At 34.6% G+C, this 19,722-nt stretch carries 16 protein-coding genes, 8 tRNA genes and 1 rRNA gene; all 25 read left to right on the plus strand.

Annotated elements, in window-relative coordinates; genetic code table 11:
- Positions 1-168 precede the first annotated feature (168 nt).
- The 25 genes from pth (at position 169) to ACJQQZ_RS11850 (ending at position 19,581) form a co-directional block, all read left to right on the plus strand.
- The gene (pth, locus tag ACJQQZ_RS11730) at positions 169-741 is read left to right on the plus strand and encodes an aminoacyl-tRNA hydrolase (protein WP_002451736.1); all 573 of its coding nucleotides are present in this window, start codon (positions 169-171) and stop codon (positions 739-741) included.
- Positions 738-4,247: a transcription-repair coupling factor gene (gene mfd / locus ACJQQZ_RS11735; protein WP_002451737.1), complete on the plus strand. Its 3,510-nt coding sequence runs from the start codon at positions 738-740 to the stop codon at positions 4,245-4,247. The genes pth and mfd overlap by 4 nt, the downstream gene beginning before the upstream one ends.
- Complete coding sequence (locus ACJQQZ_RS11740) at positions 4,237-5,766, plus strand: oligosaccharide flippase family protein (protein ID WP_408023161.1); 1,530 nt, start codon at positions 4,237-4,239, stop codon at positions 5,764-5,766. Before mfd ends, ACJQQZ_RS11740 begins: the two co-directional genes overlap by 11 nt.
- Positions 5,763-6,953 (plus strand): MazG nucleotide pyrophosphohydrolase domain-containing protein, encoded by a 1,191-nt coding sequence (locus ACJQQZ_RS11745; RefSeq protein ID WP_049425339.1) that lies wholly within the window; start codon positions 5,763-5,765, stop codon positions 6,951-6,953. The genes ACJQQZ_RS11740 and ACJQQZ_RS11745 overlap by 4 nt, the downstream gene beginning before the upstream one ends.
- On the plus strand, positions 6,950-7,216 hold the full coding sequence (locus ACJQQZ_RS11750; protein WP_002451740.1) for an RNA-binding S4 domain-containing protein: 267 nt from the start codon (positions 6,950-6,952) through the stop codon (positions 7,214-7,216). Before ACJQQZ_RS11745 ends, ACJQQZ_RS11750 begins: the two co-directional genes overlap by 4 nt.
- Positions 7,217-7,236: 20 nt before the next feature.
- Positions 7,237-7,635, plus strand: a complete 399-nt coding sequence (gene divIC, locus ACJQQZ_RS11755) for a cell division protein DivIC (RefSeq protein ID WP_002451741.1) — start codon at positions 7,237-7,239, stop codon at positions 7,633-7,635.
- Positions 7,636-7,737: 102 nt separating this feature from the next.
- Positions 7,738-8,145, plus strand: a complete 408-nt coding sequence (locus ACJQQZ_RS11760) for a S1 domain-containing RNA-binding protein (RefSeq protein WP_002451742.1) — start codon at positions 7,738-7,740, stop codon at positions 8,143-8,145.
- 165 nt (positions 8,146-8,310) lie between these two features.
- The gene (gene tilS / locus ACJQQZ_RS11765; RefSeq protein ID WP_124227643.1) at positions 8,311-9,609 is read left to right on the plus strand and encodes a tRNA lysidine(34) synthetase TilS; all 1,299 of its coding nucleotides are present in this window, start codon (positions 8,311-8,313) and stop codon (positions 9,607-9,609) included.
- A 3-nt stretch (positions 9,610-9,612) separates the two neighbouring features.
- Positions 9,613-10,149: a hypoxanthine phosphoribosyltransferase gene (hpt, locus tag ACJQQZ_RS11770; RefSeq protein ID WP_124227644.1), complete on the plus strand. Its 537-nt coding sequence runs from the start codon at positions 9,613-9,615 to the stop codon at positions 10,147-10,149.
- Between the two features lie 264 nt (positions 10,150-10,413).
- Positions 10,414-12,471, plus strand: coding sequence for an ATP-dependent zinc metalloprotease FtsH (ftsH, locus tag ACJQQZ_RS11775; RefSeq protein ID WP_002451745.1), 2,058 nt, complete (start codon positions 10,414-10,416; stop codon positions 12,469-12,471).
- A 231-nt stretch (positions 12,472-12,702) separates the two neighbouring features.
- Positions 12,703-13,584, plus strand: coding sequence for an Hsp33 family molecular chaperone HslO (gene hslO, locus ACJQQZ_RS11780; RefSeq protein WP_002451746.1), 882 nt, complete (start codon positions 12,703-12,705; stop codon positions 13,582-13,584).
- Positions 13,585-13,756: 172 nt separating this feature from the next.
- Positions 13,757-14,689 (plus strand): cysteine synthase A, encoded by a 933-nt coding sequence (cysK, locus tag ACJQQZ_RS11785; RefSeq protein ID WP_124227645.1) that lies wholly within the window; start codon positions 13,757-13,759, stop codon positions 14,687-14,689.
- A 207-nt stretch (positions 14,690-14,896) separates the two neighbouring features.
- Complete coding sequence (gene folP / locus ACJQQZ_RS11790) at positions 14,897-15,703, plus strand: dihydropteroate synthase (protein WP_145506781.1); 807 nt, start codon at positions 14,897-14,899, stop codon at positions 15,701-15,703.
- Positions 15,681-16,046 carry a dihydroneopterin aldolase gene (folB, locus tag ACJQQZ_RS11795; protein ID WP_002451749.1) on the plus strand — a complete coding sequence of 122 codons (366 nt, stop codon included), beginning with the start codon at positions 15,681-15,683 and terminating at the stop codon, positions 16,044-16,046. Before folP ends, folB begins: the two co-directional genes overlap by 23 nt.
- Complete coding sequence (folK, locus tag ACJQQZ_RS11800) at positions 16,047-16,526, plus strand: 2-amino-4-hydroxy-6-hydroxymethyldihydropteridine diphosphokinase (RefSeq protein WP_124227646.1); 480 nt, start codon at positions 16,047-16,049, stop codon at positions 16,524-16,526. It begins immediately after the preceding gene.
- Positions 16,527-16,858: 332 nt separating this feature from the next.
- Positions 16,859-18,346, plus strand: coding sequence for a lysine--tRNA ligase (gene lysS / locus ACJQQZ_RS11805; RefSeq protein WP_107533001.1), 1,488 nt, complete (start codon positions 16,859-16,861; stop codon positions 18,344-18,346).
- Positions 18,347-18,740: 394 nt separating this feature from the next.
- Positions 18,741-18,855, plus strand: a 5S ribosomal RNA gene (rrf, locus tag ACJQQZ_RS11810).
- A gap of 11 nt (positions 18,856-18,866) precedes the next feature.
- Positions 18,867-18,942 (plus strand) — tRNA-Val (locus tag ACJQQZ_RS11815).
- Between the two features lie 7 nt (positions 18,943-18,949).
- Positions 18,950-19,025: transfer RNA gene (locus ACJQQZ_RS11820), tRNA-Thr, on the plus strand.
- Positions 19,026-19,031: 6 nt separating this feature from the next.
- Positions 19,032-19,104 (plus strand) — tRNA-Lys (locus ACJQQZ_RS11825).
- Between the two features lie 34 nt (positions 19,105-19,138).
- Positions 19,139-19,213: transfer RNA gene (locus ACJQQZ_RS11830), tRNA-Gly, on the plus strand.
- A gap of 7 nt (positions 19,214-19,220) precedes the next feature.
- Positions 19,221-19,309: transfer RNA gene (locus ACJQQZ_RS11835), tRNA-Leu, on the plus strand.
- A 10-nt stretch (positions 19,310-19,319) separates the two neighbouring features.
- Positions 19,320-19,393 (plus strand) — tRNA-Arg (locus tag ACJQQZ_RS11840).
- A 25-nt stretch (positions 19,394-19,418) separates the two neighbouring features.
- Positions 19,419-19,492: transfer RNA gene (locus ACJQQZ_RS11845), tRNA-Pro, on the plus strand.
- 13 nt (positions 19,493-19,505) lie between these two features.
- Positions 19,506-19,581 (plus strand) — tRNA-Ala (locus tag ACJQQZ_RS11850).
- Positions 19,582-19,722: the final 141 nt, after the last annotated feature.

Genomic DNA, 19,722 nt, shown 5'->3' on the forward strand with positions numbered 1-19,722 from the left:
TAATAAGCATAGTGCTTTTTGTGTTATTATAGGGAATGATTATAAAATTTGTGACTAAGATATTTTGATGTAAAGCATCCGTTAGATTAACAGATGAATTGGATCAATGATTATGTAGATTAAAAAGGTCACTTAATAAATAAAGAATAAACATGGAGGTAACGACATATGAAATGTATTGTAGGTCTTGGCAATATTGGTAAACGATTCGAATTAACAAGACACAATATTGGCTTCGAAGTCATTGACTATATACTAGAACGACATCGTTTCACATTGGACAAACAAAAATTCAAAGGCGCATATACTATTGAAAGAATGAATGGTGACAAAGTTCTGCTTATTGAACCTATGACAATGATGAACTTGTCAGGTGAAGCTGTTGCACCATTAATGGATTACTACAATGTTGATGTAGATGATTTGATTGTATTATATGACGATTTAGATTTAGAACAAGGTCAAGTACGTTTACGTCAAAAAGGTAGTGCAGGTGGTCATAATGGTATGAAATCAATTATAAAAATGCTTGGCACTGATCAATTTAAGAGAATTCGTATTGGTGTTGGTCGACCAACGAATGGTATGTCTGTTCCTGATTATGTACTTCAACGCTTTTCTAAAGAAGAAATGATTACAATGGAGAAAGTCATTGAACATTCAGCTAATGCCGTAGAATCATTTATAGAAACATCTCGATTTGACAATGTGATGAATGAATATAATGGTGAAGTGAATTGAGACAAGTTATTTCTAACTATGTAAAAGAAGATAAACGCTTTCAGGAATTAGACCAGGTTTTTGGCCAAGATAATATTTTAGTTACGGGTCTATCACCATCAGCAAAAGCAACCATTATTGCTGAAAAATATTTAGCTGATCAAAAGCAAATGCTGTTAGTAACTAATAATCTGTATCAAGCTGATAAAATTGAAGCGGATATATTACAATATGTCAGCGGCGAAGAAATTTATAAATATCCAGTTCAAGATATTATGACCGAAGAATTTTCTACACAAAGCCCTCAACTTATGAGCGAGCGTGTTAGAACGCTAACTGCTCTTGCTCATGGAGAAAAAGGGTTATTTATTGTTCCATTAAATGGATTGAAAAAGTGGTTAACACCAGTAGAAATGTGGCGCAATCATCAAATGACATTGAATGTCGGTGATGATATTGATGTTGACGATTTTCTCAATAAATTAGTCAATATGGGATATCGTAGAGAAAGTGTTGTTTCTCACATTGGTGAATTCTCGCTTAGAGGCGGCATTATAGATATTTATCCCTTAATTGGATCGCCTGTTAGAATTGAATTATTTGATACAGAAATAGATTCAATTCGTGATTTCGATGTGGAAACACAACGTTCTAACGATAACTTAGAATCAGTAGATATTACTACAGCAAGTGACTATATTATAACTGATGAAGTGATTAGTCATTTACAAACACAATTAAAAGCCGCTTATGAAGATACAAGACCCAAAATTGAAAAATCTGTGAGAAATGACTTAAAAGAGACATATGAAAGTTTCAAACTTTTTGAATCTACGTTCTTTGATCATCAATTATTACGACGTTTGGTGGCATTTATGTATGATCAACCATCAACAATTATTGATTATTTTGCAAATGATGTTGTGATAGCTGTTGACGAATATAATCGTATTAAAGAAACAGAAGAAACGTTAACGACTGAAGTTGATGATTTTATTAGTAACTTGATTGAAAGTGGTAATGGGTTTATTGGTCAAAGTTTTATGCAATATGATGGCTTTGAAACTTTATTAGATGAACGACCGGTGGCTTATTTTACGCTATTCACTTCTTCTATGCCTGTGGAATTAGACCATATTATTAAATTCTCTTGTAAACCAGTACAACAGTTCTATGGTCAATATGACATCATGCGTTCTGAGTTCCAAAGATTTATCCATAATGACTATGCGATAGTAGTCTTAGTCGAAACAGAGACGAAGGTTGAGCGTATACAATCTATGCTTAATGAAATGCATATACCCGTTGTAACACATATTGATCAGGCTTCAACAAGTGGTCAAGCAGTTGTTGTCGAAGGTAGTCTGTCTGAAGGTTTTGAATTACCTTATATGCAATTAGTGGTTATAACAGAAAGAGAATTATTCAAGACCAAGCAGAAAAAGCAACGTAAACGTACTAAAACAATGTCGAATGCAGAAAAAATTAAGTCATACCAAGATTTAAATGTTGGAGACTATGTGGTTCATGTTCATCATGGTGTAGGACGATATCTAGGCGTAGAAACTTTAGAAGTTGGAGAACAACATAGAGACTATATTAAGTTACAGTACAAAGGTACAGACCAATTGTTCGTTCCAGTTGATCAAATGGATCAAGTTCAAAAATATGTGGCTTCCGAAGACAAATCGCCTCGTTTAAATAAACTAGGTGGCACTGAATGGAAAAAGACGAAAGCTAAAGTTCAACAAAGTGTTGAAGATATAGCAGATGAGTTAATCGATTTATATAAACAAAGAGAAATGTCAGTTGGTTATCAATTTGGTCCAGACACTGAAGAACAGTCTACGTTTGAATTGGATTTCCCATATGAGCTAACGCCAGACCAAAGTAAATCCATAGAAGAAATAAAAGGTGACATGGAACGCGAACGTCCAATGGATCGCTTGTTATGTGGGGATGTCGGTTATGGTAAGACTGAGGTTGCTGTTCGTGCCGCTTTCAAAGCTGTCATGGAAGGTAAACAGGTCGCGTTTCTTGTACCTACTACGATACTAGCTCAACAACATTACGAAACATTAATTGAACGTATGCAAGATTTTCCTGTTGAAATTCAATTGATTAGTAGATTCCGTTCAACTAAAGAAGTGAAAGAAACTAAAGAAGGACTTAAATCCGGTTATGTAGATATTGTTGTAGGAACACATAAGTTATTAGGCAAAGATATCCATTACAAAGATTTAGGTTTACTCATTGTCGATGAAGAACAACGTTTTGGTGTGCGTCATAAAGAAAGAATTAAGACACTAAAAAATAATGTAGATGTGTTAACGTTAACAGCTACGCCAATACCAAGAACCTTGCATATGAGTATGCTTGGTGTGCGTGATCTATCAGTTATCGAAACACCACCTGAAAATCGTTTCCCAGTGCAAACTTACGTTTTAGAGCAAAACACCAACTTTATAAAAGAAGCATTAGAACGTGAATTATCTCGAGATGGACAAGTCTTCTATTTATATAATAAAGTTCAATCCATCTATGAAAAGAGAGAGCAACTTCAAATGTTAATGCCAGATGCCAACATTGCAGTGGCACATGGGCAAATGACTGAACGAGATTTAGAAGAAACAATGCTCAGTTTCATTAATCATGAATACGACATCTTAGTTACTACAACAATTATTGAAACTGGTGTCGATGTACCAAATGCGAATACATTGATTATTGAAGAAGCGGATCGATTCGGTTTAAGTCAATTGTATCAACTACGTGGTCGCGTTGGTCGTTCAAGTAGAATAGGATATGCTTATTTCCTTCATCCTGCAAATAAGGTGTTAAACGAAACAGCTGAAGAAAGACTACAAGCCATTAAAGAATTTACCGAATTAGGTTCAGGATTTAAAATAGCTATGCGCGATTTGAATATTAGAGGTGCTGGTAATTTACTCGGGAAACAACAACATGGATTTATCGATTCGGTTGGTTTCGATTTATACTCTCAAATGCTTGAAGAAGCAGTTAATGAGAAACGTGGTATCAAAGAGGAAACACCAGATGTACCGGACGTAGAGGTTGAACTGAATTTAGATGCTTATTTACCAGCGGAGTATATTCAAAATGAACAAGCTAAAATAGAAATTTATAAGAAATTACGTAAAGTAGAATCAGAAGAACAACTCATGGATATTAAAGATGAATTAATCGATCGATTTAATGATTATCCAACTGAAGTTGAACGTTTATTAGACATAGTAGAAATTAAAACCCATGCACTGCATGCAGGTATTACAAAAATTAAAGATATGGGTAAACAAATTCAAATCTTCTTATCTGAGACATCTACTGCTGATATTGATGGAGAGGCATTATTTAAAAATACACAACCACTTGGAAGAACGATGAAAGTTGGCGTAGAGAATGGTGCAATGAAAGTGACGCTCACTAAATCTAAACAATGGCTAGACAACTTAAAATTCTTAGTGAAATGTATTGAAGAAAGTATGAGTATTAAAGATGAAACATAAATCAGCATTTAATGGTGTAGTGATATTAACGCTTGCGTTAGTCATCGTTAAAGTATTAAGTGCAATCTATAGAGTGCCTTATCAAAATATACTTGGAGATGAAGGTCTGTATGCGTATCAACAGGTTTATCCTATTGTAGCTTTAGGTTTGATTTTATCTATGAATGCTATTCCAAGTGCAGTGACGCAAAACTTAGGTATGGACCACCGTTCAGAATACTATTCTAAAGTGCTACTTATTATACAAAGTGTAGGCTTAGGCATATGTTTGATTGTATTTGGGTGTGCAGGCATTATTTCACGCTTAATGGGTGATGGACATTTAGCACCTATGATTAGAATGGCTAGCTTTAGTTTCGTATTTGTAGGTGTGTTAGGTGTATTAAGAGGATATTTTCAGTCCAGACAGGATATGAACGTACCAGCTATTTCCCAGGTTATAGAACAATTGATTCGAGTAGGATTTATTATGATGGCTATTTTCCTATTTTTGACACAACAATGGACTATATATCAAGCTGGCTCATTATCAATCATTGCTTCTTCAATCGGCTTTTTAAGCTCAACGCTATATTTGGTATCTAAACGTCCGTTTAAATTAAAATGGAATGCTAAAGTAGCAAAAATTCAATGGTCCCAGTTACTGATTGCTATTCTTATTTTTGCTTTAAGTCAGTTGATTGTTATTTTGTGGCAAGTCGCAGATAGTTTTACTGTCATCCGTACTTTGAAAATGACAGGACTACCTTTTGAATCGGCTATCAAACAAAAAGGTGTATATGATAGAGGGGCTTCCTTTATTCAAATGGGATTAATTGTAACAACAACGTTTAGTTTTGTCTTAATTCCTTTATTAACCGAAGCTATTCAAAATAAGCAATCGATTCAAATGAATAGATATGCTAACGCTTCATTAAAAATAACTATATTGATTAGTTCAGCCGCAGGTATAGGTTTGATAAATGTCTTACCTCTTATGAATAAAGTGTTTTTCAAGACTGATAGTGAGACAGTAACGTTATGCGTTTATATGTTAACGGTTATTGGTGTATCATTGATTATGATGGATATTGCATTATTGCAAGTACTCAATCAAATTAAATCGATAGTGATTGGTTTTATAGTTGGTTTATTATCTAAGGCAATATTCAACATAGTTTTCATTTATCAACTTCACATTTTAGGCGCTAGTATAAGTACAGTATTATCGTTAATTATCTTTGCGAGTATACTTCACCATGCCGTCTTGAAATCTTATCATTTTAATCAAATGAGTAAATTTATTATAAAATTAGTGGGCGGGTTGTTTATAATGTCAGTTATTGTTCAACTGATGATGACTATCTTACCGTCTAGTGGACGTTTAATTGGATTAATTTCTTTATTAATTAGTGCCATAGTTGGTGTAAGTGTATTTATGATATACGTCGGTATTTTTAATGTCCTAAGTTATAGGGAATTGAAATTTTTACCTTTAGGAGACAAGTTATATCACTTTAAGAAAGGAAGTCGTTCATGACGCATACAATTACGATTATTGGTTTAGGAAACTATGATATCGATGATTTGCCTTTAGGTATATATCGATTTATTCAAAAGCAAGACAAAATATATGCACGAACGCTCGAGCACCCTGTCATTGAGGCACTTAAAGATGAAATTGATTTTGAGAGCTTTGATGATATATACGAAGCGAATGAGCAGTTTGATGCTGTTTACGATAACATTGTCGAACAGTTGATTAATAAAGCACAACAATCGAATATTGTATACGCTGTGCCAGGGCATCCTCGTGTCGCTGAAACGACCACTGCTAAGTTAATGGCGTATCATGCTCAGAATGATGATATAGAAGTGAAGGTATTAGGTGGGAAAAGTTTCATTGATGATGTATTCGAAGCGGTTGCAGTAGAACCTAACGATGGTTTCACATTACTAGATGGTACCGCGTTAGAAGAAGCGAAACTAAATGTTCGCACTAATACGTTGATAACTCAAGTATATAGTGCAATGGTAGCAGCAGATATCAAGTTGACGTTAATGGAACGCTATCCCGATGATCATATGGTCAAAATTGTTACAGGTGCACGTAGTGGTGATGCACAAGTAACTGAATGTCCTTTATTCGAGTTAGATCATTTTGACACTACGTTCAACAATTTAACAAGTGTCTTTGTGCCTAAAATTGTAGCAGATGAATCACTATATAATGACTTTAACTTTGCTGAACAAACGATTGATTTACTTGTTGATGATGAAAAAGGTTGTCCTTGGGATAAAGTTCAAACACATCAAACATTAAAACGTTATCTGTTAGAAGAAACATTTGAACTGTTTGAGGCTATCGATAATGAAGACGATTGGCACATGGTGGAAGAATTAGGAGACATACTTTTACAGGTATTATTGCATACTAGTATCGGTAAAAAGGAAGGCTATTTTGATATAAAAGAAGTAGTAGCAAGTTTAAATGCTAAAATGATTCGTCGTCATCCACATATATTTAGTGATGAATCTGCAGAATCCATAGAGGATTTAAAAACAATTTGGTCAACTGCTAAATCTAATGAAGGTAAAAAACCTCGTGTGAAATTCGAGAAAGTATTTGCAGACCATTTCATGTCATTGTATGATAAAACAAAAAATAAAGATTTTGACGAAGTGGCTCTTAAACAATTTTTAGAGCAAGGAGAGACTCATCAATGAGATTAGATAAATTTTTAAAAGTGTCTAGATTAATTAAACGTCGTACATTAGCTAAGGAAATTAGTGACCAAGGACGTATTACGATTAATGGTAATGTAGCAAAAGCAGGTACAGATGTTAAAGTTGGAGATGAACTCGTTATTCGTTTCGGCCAAAAACTTGTAACCGTTAATGTAACAGGATTAAATGAACATGCATCTAAAGAAAATGCTAAAGGTATGTATGAATTAGTCAAAGAAGAACGTATTAATGAATCTGAATAGACAAAGTGAGGTGACAAGCTATGAATAATAAAGTTGAAAATATCGGTAATCAATATACATCGAAAGAGAACCAAAAAAAACAACGACAACGTAAAATGATGCGTGTTGTACGTCGAAGAATCGCATTGTTTGGTGGTATCATGCTTGCGATTATCATTTTATTATGCATTATGCTTGTCTTCCAAAAACACAGCAACGAAAAGGATGCAGTGGAGCGAAAACATAAAGAAGAGCAGTTTCAAAAACAACAAGACGAAGAAATCGCATTGAAAGAAAAACTAAATAATTTGAATGATAAAGATTATATCGAAAAAGTGGCACGAGATGATTATTATTTAAGTAATAAAGGTGAAGTGATTTTCAGATTGCCAAATGATAATAAATCCTCTAAGGCTAAATCTTCAGATGAGAATAATTAATTAAAGAGAAATAAAATAATCGCATTATAGCATTGTGAAATTGCTTCAACAGGAATATAATAAAGTTAAAATCGAATGAAATCGGGAGGATTTATTTAGAATATGTCAATCGAAGTAGGAAATAAGCTTAAAGGTAAAGTCACTGGTATTAAAAAATTCGGTGCATTCGTTGAGTTACCTGAAGGAAAAAGTGGCTTAGTCCATATTAGTGAAGTGGCTGACAACTATGTTGAAAATGTGGAAGATCATTTATCTTTAGGTGATGAAGTAGAGGTTAAAGTACTTTCAATCGCGGATGATGGCAAAATTAGTCTTTCAATCAAAAAGGCGAAAGACCGTCCACAACGTAAACCACAGCACAATAATAAATCACATCAAAGTAAACCAGCTCCAAAAGGCGAAGACTTTGAAAAGAAATTAAGTAACTTCTTAAAAGATAGTGAAGATAAATTAACTTCTATTAAACGTCAAACTGAATCTAGACGTGGTGGTAAAGGTTCAAGACGTTAATTTCATAAACCAAGTCTGTTGCAATAACTTAACATAGCTTTTGTATTGCTAATTACTTTGAATAACAGACAACCTAAGACTGTTTCTTGATGAAGGAGCAGTCTATTTTTATTGTAACAATGTATTGATGATAGGTTATTTAAATGCTTGGAGGTGAGAGGTAAGATGGAACTTAATGCTACAGGGTGGTCGGAACAGGATCATATTGTTTTAGCGGTATCAACAGGTATAGATAGTATGTGTTTACTGCATCTTTTATTAAACGAATATCAACATACATATAGCAAATTGACATGTATTCATATCAATCACGGGTTAAGACAAGCATCCATAGAAGAAGAGGCATTTTTTAAAACATATTGTGAAGAACATGGGATCGAGTATTATATCAAACGACTAGATTTATCTGAAACGGTTGAAGCGGGGAACAGTATTCAAAACATATCTCGCCAATACAGATACGAGTGGTTTGATTATATTATGAAACAACTTGGGGCCAGTGTGCTACTAACTGCACACCATCGAGATGATCAAATTGAAACCATCTTTTATAGATTATTTACAGGTAGATTCACACGTAGCCATTTAGGCATTGCTTATACTTCTCAACGCGTCAGTTATCAACTTGTTCGTCCGATGCTAGACATCTCAAAAGCTACAATCAAATCTTATCAAAATCAATATAACGTTCCATTTTTTGAAGATGTATCTAATCATAACAATGTATACGTCAGAAATGATATAAGAAATCGTATCATACCAGCAGTAATGGATAATCAACAACTAGACGTAGCACACTTATTAAAATTAAAATCATGGCATGATCAAGAATTAGCTACACTTAGAAAATCGGCGCATCACTTTATCAAAGAAGTAGTACGAGTCTCAGAGAATCTAGATAAAATAGTGATTCCAAGAGACCAATTTAATCGATTAACAGATAACGTGAAGGTACATGTACTTGATCAATTATTTGAAAAGATAGCATTGTCTAAAGCGATATCTGATAAAATGTATCAATCATGGTTTAATCAAATTTCAAGTCAAAAATCACAATTCATAATTGATATAACAGATAAATGGATAATTCAAATTGCATATGATACATTAATAATAATGGCTAATACAGAAATGAGCGACGTGAATTCAACACAAGTCATCGAAGTACCTCATACATATCGTTTTGGTGATTATGAGATTGAAATACAACCTGACTTTCCATTCAATCAGTTCCCATTAACAATAAGACAACGTCAAAATGGCGATCGTTTTTTATTAAATGGTTATACTGGCAAACATAAAAAAGTAAGTCGATTGTTAATTGATAAAAAAATCGATGCTATTGAACGAAATCGTTTACCAGTTGTTATCAATGCAGAAGGTAAAATAATTGCTGTAGGTCAATTGTTTATGAATAAAGACTATAAACATTATATAAATATTAGAAATATTGGAGATGAATAACAAATGCACGAGGATATAAAAAGTATCGTATTAAGTGAAGAAGAGATTCAAGCGATTTGTAAGGATTTAGGACAACAGTTAACTAAAGATTACCAAGGTAAACCACTTGTTTGTGTTGGTATCTTAAAAGGGTCGGTTATGTTTATGACTGACTTAATTAAGCGCATTGATACACACTTATCAATCGATTTTATGGATGTTTCGAGTTACCACGGTGGTACCGAATCTACTGGGGAAGTTCAAATTATTAAAGATTTAGGTTCATCAATTGAAAATAAAGATGTACTCATCATAGAAGACATTTTAGAAACTGGTACTACATTAAAATCTATCACTGAACTATTAGAATCTCGTAAAGTCAACTCATTAGAAATTGTTACTTTATTAGACAAACCAAATCGTAGAAAAGCTGATATTGAAGCTAAATATGTTGGTAAAAAAATTCCGGATGAGTTCGTAGTCGGATATGGATTAGATTATGGTGAGCATTACAGAAACTTACCTTATATTGGTACGTTAAAACCGGAAGTGTATTCATAAGACAAATCGAATTAAATCGATACATTGGACACGATGTTTTTTGCTATGATTCAACATCAATGTAGTGTAGACTCGATTTAAATCGTAAAAATATAATTGAATGAGATATTTTGCAGTCACGATATTAAGAAAAATAAAAATCTCTATAGTGGAAATTGACTAAAATTGTTAAACCAATACTAAAGTTGAAATAGTAGCCTGCTAAAGATGTATTGTGTTACAATTTTTGTTAGTTTTATTATTGGAAGTAGGAGGAAATGTCACATGCAGAAAGCGTTTCGCAATGTGCTAGTTATCGCAATTATAGGCGTTATCATATTTGGCCTGTTTTCTTTCTTAAATGGTAATGGAAATATGCCAAAACAGCTTACATATACGCAATTTGTTAATAAATTGGATAAAGGCGATTTAAAATCATTAGAAATCCAACCTGAGCAAAATGTATACATGGTAAGTGGTAAAACAAAAAATGGTGAAGATTATTCATCAACAATATTATTTAATAATGAAAAAGATTTGCAAAAAATCACTGATACAGCTAAGAAACAAGATGGATTGAAATTTACAGTTAAAGAAGAAGAAGAACAAAGTGTATTTGTTAGTATCTTAACAACATTAATTCCTGTTTTAATCATTGCTTTATTATTTATTTTCTTCCTTAGCCAAGCCCAAGGTGGAGGCGGCGGTGGTCGTATGATGAACTTTGGTAAATCCAAAGCTAAAATGTACGATAGTAGTAAACGTCGTGTTCGTTTCTCAGATGTTGCAGGCGCAGATGAAGAGAAACAAGAACTTGTTGAAATAGTAGATTTCTTAAAAGATAACAAGAAATTCAAGCAAATGGGATCTAGAATTCCGAAAGGTGTTTTACTTGTAGGTCCTCCAGGTACTGGTAAAACATTACTTGCACGTGCAGTTGCAGGTGAAGCTGGTGCACCATTCTTCTCAATTAGTGGTTCAGACTTTGTTGAGATGTTTGTTGGTGTTGGTGCTAGCCGTGTACGTGATTTATTTGAAAATGCTAAGAAAAATGCTCCATGTATTATTTTCATAGATGAAATTGACGCAGTAGGTCGTCAACGTGGTGCTGGTGTCGGTGGTGGACACGACGAACGTGAACAAACATTGAACCAATTGTTAGTTGAAATGGATGGCTTTGGCGAGAATGAAGGTATCATTATGATTGCTGCAACAAACCGTCCTGATATTTTAGACCCAGCGTTATTACGTCCAGGTCGTTTCGATAGACAAATTCAAGTAGGTCGTCCAGATGTTAAAGGTCGTGAAGCCATTTTACATGTTCATGCTAAAAACAAACCGCTTGATGAAACAGTTGATTTAAAAGCTATTTCTCAAAGAACACCGGGATTCTCAGGTGCTGATTTAGAAAACTTATTAAACGAAGCATCGTTAATCGCAGCTCGTGAAGGTAAGAACAAAATTGATATGCGTGATATTGAGGAAGCAACTGACCGAGTTATTGCTGGTCCTGCTAAAAAATCACGTGTTATCTCTGATAAAGAGCGAAATATTGTTGCCCACCATGAAGCAGGTCATACGATTATCGGTATGGTGCTTGATGAAGCAGAAGTTGTACACAAAGTAACAATTGTTCCACGTGGACAAGCAGGTGGTTACGCAATGATGCTACCTAAACAAGACCGTTTCTTAATGACTGAACCAGAATTATTAGACAAAATTTGTGGTTTATTAGGTGGTCGAGTTTCAGAAGATATTAACTTTGGTGAAGTATCAACTGGTGCTTCTAACGACTTTGAAAGAGCGACTCAAATCGCACGTTCTATGGTTACTGAATACGGTATGAGTAAAAAACTTGGACCATTACAATTCTCTAGTAGCGGTGGCGGCCAAGTATTCTTAGGTAAAGACATGCAAGGTGAACCTAATTATTCAGGTCAAATCGCTTACGAAATTGATAAAGAAGTACAACGTATAGTTAAAGAGCAATATGAGCGTTGTAAAGAAATCTTATTAGAGCATCAAGATCAATTGAAACTGATTGCTAAAACTTTACTTACAGAAGAAACATTGGTTGCTGAACAAATTCAATCATTATTCCATGAAGGTAAATTGCCAGAGGTTGATTACGATTCAGCAGAAGTTGTTAAAGAAACAAATTCTGAATTTGATGAAGGTAAATATGGCAAATCATACGAAGATGTTCGTAAAGAGCAATCGTTAGATCATAAAGGTGACGACAATCATCACGAAGATGAGTCAGAAGATGAACCAACTGGTCATGAACAATCACCAAATATAGACAAACCATATAATCCTAACGATCCAAATCACAGAGAGTAAAGTAGCACATAGTTTAATCTCCCTACTATCACCCATATAGTAGGGAGATATTTTTGTATAAATATGTGAAGTACATTTTTATAAATACTTTTTAAATAAACAAATAGCCAAAATGATCTTGAAACAAATCATTTCATGAAAATAAACAACAGATGTATAATAGTTATTCGAAAATGATATTGATTAAAAGAAACGAAGCATCGTAAAGATATATAAAGGAGTAATATAATAATGACACATGACTATATTGTTAAAGCACTAGCGTTTGACGGTGAAATTAGAGCATATGCAACATTAACAACAGAATCAGTACAGGAAGCTCAAACAAGACACTATACGTGGCCAACTGCTTCAGCCGCAATGGGAAGAACGATGACTGCTACCGTAATGATGGGAGCAATGCTTAAAGGAGATCAAAAATTAACTGTAACAGTCGATGGTCGTGGTCCTATTGGCAGAATTATCGCAGATGCAGATGCAAAAGGTAATGTACGTGCCTATGTAGATCATCCACAAACACATTTCCCATTAAATGAACAAGGTAAATTAGATGTTAGAAGAGCTGTAGGGACAGAGGGTTCGATTCAAGTAGTTAAGGATGTAGGAATGAAAGATTATTTTTCTGGTTCAAGTCCAATAGTATCAGGGGAACTAGGAGAAGATTTTACGTACTATTATGCAACAAGTGAACAAACGCCATCTTCTGTTGGTTTAGGTGTACTTGTTAACCCAGATAATACGATTAAAGCAGCGGGCGGATTCATTATTCAAGTGATGCCTGGTGCCAAAGAAGAAACAATCAGTAAATTAGAAGAAGCAATTAATCAAATGACACCAGTATCTAAGCTAATTGAGCAAGGATTGACACCTGAAGGAATTTTAAATGAAATTCTAGGAGAAGAGCATGTCCAAATTTTAGAAACATCACCTGCACAATTTGAATGTAATTGTAGCCATGAAAAATTCTTGAATGCTATTAAAGGTTTAGGCGAAGCAGAAATTACAGATATGATTCAAGAAGATCATGGTGCAGAAGCAGTTTGTCATTTCTGTGGTAATAAATACAATTATAGTGAAACAGAGCTTAATCAATTATTAGAATCCATGGCATAAAATCAACAGAAGTTTATAATAAATTAAAATAGGGAATTTATTAAACGTATGTCGATAAATGTGCATTAGATTTTGTAGGATACATTTGTTTTTTTTAGAAAATTCTGATAGAATATAAATATCCGATAAAAAGACTAAGTTTTATTAATTCTATCTATAAGGAGTGTTTGGAATGGCACAAAAACCAGTAGAAAACATTACGCAAATTATTGGTAACACACCAGTAGTTAAATTGAGAAACGTTGTTGATGAAGATGCGGCAGATATTTACGTTAAATTAGAATATCAAAATCCAGGTGGTTCAGTTAAAGACCGTATAGCTTTAGCTATGATTGAAAAAGCTGAAAAAGAAGGAAAAATCAAACCTGGAGATACTATTGTGGAGCCGACAAGTGGTAACACAGGTATTGGTTTAGCATTTGTATGTGCAGCTAAAGGTTACAAGGCAGTGTTCACAATGCCTGAAACAATGAGTCAAGAGCGTCGTAACTTATTAAAAGCATATGGTGCAGAACTAGTATTAACACCTGGCTCAGAAGCAATGAAAGGTGCAATTAAAAAAGCTAAAGAACTTAAAGAAGAGCATGGTTACTTTGAACCACAACAATTCGAAAACCCAGCGAACCCTGAAGTTCATGAACTTACAACTGGTCCAGAATTAGTTGAACAGTTTGAAGGTAAAACAATCGACGCTTTCTTAGCTGGCGTAGGTACTGGTGGCACGTTATCTGGTGTAGGTAAAGTTTTAAGACAACAATACCCAGATATTGAAATAGTTGCTATCGAACCAGAAGCATCACCAGTGCTAAGTGATGGAGAACCAGGACCACATAAATTACAAGGTTTAGGTGCTGGATTTGTTCCGGATACGTTAAATACTGACATTTACGATAGTATTATTAAAGTAGGCAACGAAACTGCTATGGAAATGGCACGACGTGTTGCAAAAGAAGAAGGTATTTTATCAGGTATTTCTTCTGGTGCAGCTATCCATGCAGCTATTCAAAAAGCCAAAGAACTGGGTAAAGGTAAAACAGTAGTAACAGTATTACCAAGTAATGGTGAACGTTACTTATCCACACCTTTATACTCATTTGATGACTAATTATAGAAGCTACCAAAGCGAAGTCGGGATAAATCGACTTCGCTTTTTTATATTTGATGATATGTGTATTAGTATAGTCAATTCATTTTAACTGTTATTTAGAGTAAGTTATTTGATTTTTACCACTGAAATTATCTTGAAAGTAGTGATATCATAGTAAGTGATATGAAAATGCATGAAATATTTCAATATAGAAAAGGTGATTAAATGTCAAAAACTAAAATTATGGGCATACTTAATGTAACGCCAGATTCATTTTCAGATGGTGGGAAATATAATTCTGTTGAAAAAGCAGTTTCGAGAGCAAAAGAAATGGTGGATGAAGGTGTTGATATAGTGGATGTAGGTGGTGTTTCAACACGACCTGGATATCAAGAAGAAGTTACCCTAGAAGAAGAGTTGAATAGAGTTGTGCCAGTTGTTGAAGCATTGATAGAGCTTAATGTACAAATATCAATTGATACATATAGAAGTGAAGTAGCAGAAGCTTGTTTGAAGTTAGGTGCTACAATGATTAATGACCAATGGGCGGGTTTGTACGATCCTAAAATATTGAATGTTGTTGCTCAATATGATGCGGAAATTGTTCTAATGCACAATGGGGATGGTGAAAGAGATAAGCCTGTTGTAGATGAAATGCTTGTTACCCTATTAGCACAAGCTAATAAAGCAGAAATGGCAGGTATCCCACAGTCTAAAATTTGGCTAGATCCTGGTATAGGGTTTGCTAAAACTAGAGATGAAGAAAACGAAGTGATGGCTCGACTAGATGAGTTAGTTGCAACAGATTACCCGATTCTATTGGCTACTAGTCGTAAAAGATTCATTAAAGAAATGATAGGTGGAGATACAAAAGCTATTGAAAGGGATGAAGCTACTGCAGCGACAACTGCTTATGGTATAATGAAGGGCGTTCAAGCTGTGAGAGTACATAATGTTAAACTTAATTCACGTATTGCACAAGGCATGGATTTTCTAAAGGAGAATGAAAATGAACGACATCATATTTCTTAATGGAATGCGATTTTATGGTTATCACGGTGCATTGCCAGCAGAAAATGAAATAGGTCAAATATTCATTGTAGATATTACTTTGAAAGTAGATTTACATGATGCTGGTCAATCAGATGATGTAAGAGACACGGTACATTATGGAGAAGTCTTTGAGGATGTTAAAGAGATTGTTGAAGGTGCCCCCTCTAATTTGCTCGAACATCTAGCAGAACGTATTGCCAAACGTATAAATTCACACTATAATCGTGTAATGGAAACGAAAGTTAGGATAACTAAAGAAAATCCTCCGATACCCGGACATTACGATGGGGTAGGTATCGAAATAGTGAGGGAGCGTCATTAAATGGTTAAAGCGTATTTAGGCTTGGGAAGTAATATGGGTGATAGAGCACATCAGTTACAACAAGCTATCCAAATTATCGACCGATTTCAACATATTGATGTTGCATCTGTATCTCCTATCTATGAAACAGAGCCAGTTGGTTACACTGATCAACCGCAGTTTCTTAACTTATGTATAGAAATAGAGACAACATTAAAACCTCAAGAATTATTAAAGCGATGTTTAGAAACAGAGCAAGCACTTCACCGTGTAAGGAAGATTCGATGGGGGCCTAGAACGCTAGATGTTGATATTTTACTGTATGGAAATGAAATCATTGAAGAAGATAATCTAATCATTCCTCATCCGAGAATGGTTGAACGCGCTTTTGTACTTATTCCATTGAATGATATTGCATCGAAACATATTGAACCCCGTTCCCAAAGATTGATTGAAAATTTAGTAACAGCAGATAGTACTGTTAAAAGATATATGTCTTAATGAGTAACGAAGAGATTGATGATGTGAGACACTACATAGTGACTTAAATTATTTAATTCTAGTTGTTTTTTTAAATAGATTAAGGTTTAACAGTTAAAGGCAAAGAAGTAAATACTTTATTAGAACATTGCCGTTTAGTAAAATGAGATGGTGGGAAGATAGATGTTATGAAAAGATTTAACACGCTTCTTGGCATCGTTATATTTAGAGTGGACGATAGAGGGAATAAGAGTGTCTCTAAGAACAAGAGAAATGATTGATATACCTAAACATTTCTAACAAAATGTATAAAATAAATAATTGAAAAACAAGAAGCAAAAGGAGAGAAAGTTATGTCAGAAGAAATGAATGACCAAATGCAGGTGCGCCGCCAAAAACTACAAGAATTAAGAGATTTAGGAATTGATCCATTTGGTCAAAGATACGATCGTTCTGCTTCAGCAGCAGAATTAAAATCAGCTTGGGACGAATTCTCAAAAGAAGAATTACATGAAAAAGAAGAAGAAAGTCATGTTGCGATAGCAGGTCGTATTATGACTAAACGTGGAAAAGGTAAAGCAGGATTTGCACATGTTCAAGACTTATCAGGACAAATTCAAATTTATGTTAGAAAAGATCAAATTGGAGAAGAACAATTTGATTTATGGAAACATGCCGATTTAGGGGATATTGTCGGTGTTGAAGGTGTAATGTTTAAAACTAATACTGGTGAATTATCGGTTAAAGCGAAATCATTTACACTATTAACTAAAGCTTTAAGACCATTACCAGATAAATTCCACGGATTACAAGATATAGAACAACGTTATCGTCAACGTTATTTAGATTTAATTACAAATCAAGATAGTACACGAACATTTATTAATCGTAGTAAAATCATTCAAGAAATGCGTAATTATCTAAATCAAAAAGGTTTCTTAGAAGTAGAAACACCAATGATGCATCAAATCGCTGGAGGGGCTGCTGCTAGACCATTTGTGACACACCATAATGCATTAGACGCTACTTTGTATATGCGTATAGCTATCGAATTGCATTTAAAACGTTTAATCGTAGGCGGATTAGAAAAAGTATACGAAATTGGTCGCGTATTCCGTAATGAAGGCGTATCTACACGACATAACCCTGAATTTACAATGATTGAATTGTATGAAGCATATGCAGATTACCATGATATAATGGATTTAACAGAATCAATGGTTAGACATATTGCTCAAGAAGTACTTGGATCAGCTAAAGTTCAATATAATGGAACTGAGATTGATTTAGAATCATCATGGAAAAGATTACACATTGTTGATGCAGTTAAAGAAGCTACAGGTGTAGATTTCTATAATGTGAAATCTGATGAAGAAGCTAAAGCATTGGCAAAGGAACATGGAATTGAAATTACTGACAATATGAAATATGGTCATATTTTAAATGAATTCTTTGAGCAAAAAGTAGAAGAGACATTAATTCAACCAACATTCATATATGGTCATCCAATTGATATATCACCGTTAGCTAAGAAAAATCCGGAAGATCCTAGATTTACAGATAGATTTGAATTGTTTATCGTAGGAAGAGAACATGCTAATGCCTTTACTGAGCTTAATGACCCTATCGATCAAAAAGAACGTTTTGAAGCTCAATTAGTTGAAAAAGAGCAAGGTAATGATGAAGCACATGAAATGGATGAAGATTATATCGAAGCATTAGAATATGGTATGCCTCCTACAGGTGGTCTAGGAATCGGAATTGATAGATTAGTTATGTTATTAACTGATTCACCATCAATTAGAGACGTATTATTATTCCCTTATATGAGACAAAAATAATATATCTAAAAACACCAATCACAATTGTGATTGGTGTTTTTATGTAATCTAATTGTTGAAAAAGTGAGATGAAATTATTTTTTTCTTAAATAAATGTTACTTTTGATAAGTAAAAGTAACTTATTTACTGATAGAAAGTAATAATACCTATAGTTTAGGAAAGTGATATGTGGTAGAATAGATCAAGTGGAAAAGACGTAGGAATTGAAATTCCGTCTTTCGAAAAAAATGAAAATAATCTGTTGACTTTCTTAAGTAAATGAAGTAATATATAAAAGTCGTCAAAAACACGTAGTTTGGTTAACGAAATGTAAAATTAATTTTAACAAAGTGTAAAATTAACTATTGAAATGTTATTAACAAACGTGTATTATTAATAAAGTAAGTTAATTTGTCTGGTGGCAATAGCAAAGAGGTCACACCTGTTCCCATGCCGAACACAGAAGTTAAGCTCTTTAGCGCCGATGGTAGTCGGACTAACGTTCCGTTAGAGTAGGACGTTGCCAGGCAATAGATAACAGGAGAATTAGCTCAGCTGGGAGAGCATCTGCCTTACAAGCAGAGGGTCGGCGGTTCGAACCCGTCATTCTCCACCATTTAATAGCCGGCCTAGCTCAATTGGTAGAGCAACTGACTTGTAATCAGTAGGTTGGGGGTTCAAGTCCTCTGGCCGGCACCATCTTTTGAGCCATTAGCTCAGTTGGTAGAGCATCTGACTTTTAATCAGAGGGTCAGAGGTTCGAATCCTCTATGGCTCATTACGATTTTATTTATTATTTTAAGCGAAATATTGCAGAAGTAGTTCAGCGGTAGAATACGACCTTGCCAAGGTCGGGGTCGCGGGTTCGAATCCCGTCTTCTGCTCCATTATTTTGCCGGGGTGGCGGAACTGGCAGACGCACAGGACTTAAAATCCTGCGGTGAGAGATCACCGTACCGGTTCGATTCCGGTCCTCGGCACCATCTTTAATAAGCGCCCGTAGCTCAACTGGATAGAGCGTTTGACTACGGATCAAGAGGTTATGGGTTCGACTCCTATCGGGCGCGTCATTTTAAAGAATATAACTACATACGGGAAGTAGCTCAGCTTGGTAGAGCACTTGGTTTGGGACCAAGGGGTCGCAGGTTCGAATCCTGTCTTCCCGACTTCTTAAAAAATGGGGGCTTAGCTCAGCTGGGAGAGCGCCTGCTTTGCACGCAGGAGGTCAGCGGTTCGATCCCGCTAGTCTCCACCATTATTTATTTCAACAATGAACATTGAAAACTGAATGACAATATGTCAACGTTAATTCCAATAATGTAACGAAAGTTACAACAATTAATTTAGTTTTATGAGCTAATCAAACATCATAATTTTTTATGGAGAGTTTGATCCT

This window comes from Staphylococcus sp. KUGN1 (genome assembly GCF_045984185.1).
GTDB lineage: Bacteria > Bacillota > Bacilli > Staphylococcales > Staphylococcaceae > Staphylococcus > Staphylococcus warneri_A.

Coding starts and splice junctions, on each gene's coding strand:
- pth (WP_002451736.1), top strand. CDS start 169: ATGAAATGTATTGTAGGTCTTGGCAATATTGGTAAACGATTCGAATTA.
- ACJQQZ_RS11740 (WP_408023161.1), top strand. CDS start 4,237: ATGAAACATAAATCAGCATTTAATGGTGTAGTGATATTAACGCTTGCG.
- ACJQQZ_RS11745 (WP_049425339.1), top strand. CDS start 5,763: ATGACGCATACAATTACGATTATTGGTTTAGGAAACTATGATATCGAT.
- ACJQQZ_RS11750 (WP_002451740.1), top strand. CDS start 6,950: ATGAGATTAGATAAATTTTTAAAAGTGTCTAGATTAATTAAACGTCGT.
- divIC (WP_002451741.1), top strand. CDS start 7,237: ATGAATAATAAAGTTGAAAATATCGGTAATCAATATACATCGAAAGAG.
- ACJQQZ_RS11760 (WP_002451742.1), top strand. CDS start 7,738: ATGTCAATCGAAGTAGGAAATAAGCTTAAAGGTAAAGTCACTGGTATT.
- tilS (WP_124227643.1), top strand. CDS start 8,311: ATGGAACTTAATGCTACAGGGTGGTCGGAACAGGATCATATTGTTTTA.
- hpt (WP_124227644.1), top strand. CDS start 9,613: ATGCACGAGGATATAAAAAGTATCGTATTAAGTGAAGAAGAGATTCAA.
- ftsH (WP_002451745.1), top strand. CDS start 10,414: ATGCAGAAAGCGTTTCGCAATGTGCTAGTTATCGCAATTATAGGCGTT.
- hslO (WP_002451746.1), top strand. CDS start 12,703: ATGACACATGACTATATTGTTAAAGCACTAGCGTTTGACGGTGAAATT.
- cysK (WP_124227645.1), top strand. CDS start 13,757: ATGGCACAAAAACCAGTAGAAAACATTACGCAAATTATTGGTAACACA.
- folP (WP_145506781.1), top strand. CDS start 14,897: ATGTCAAAAACTAAAATTATGGGCATACTTAATGTAACGCCAGATTCA.
- folB (WP_002451749.1), top strand. CDS start 15,681: ATGAACGACATCATATTTCTTAATGGAATGCGATTTTATGGTTATCAC.
- folK (WP_124227646.1), top strand. CDS start 16,047: ATGGTTAAAGCGTATTTAGGCTTGGGAAGTAATATGGGTGATAGAGCA.
- lysS (WP_107533001.1), top strand. CDS start 16,859: ATGTCAGAAGAAATGAATGACCAAATGCAGGTGCGCCGCCAAAAACTA.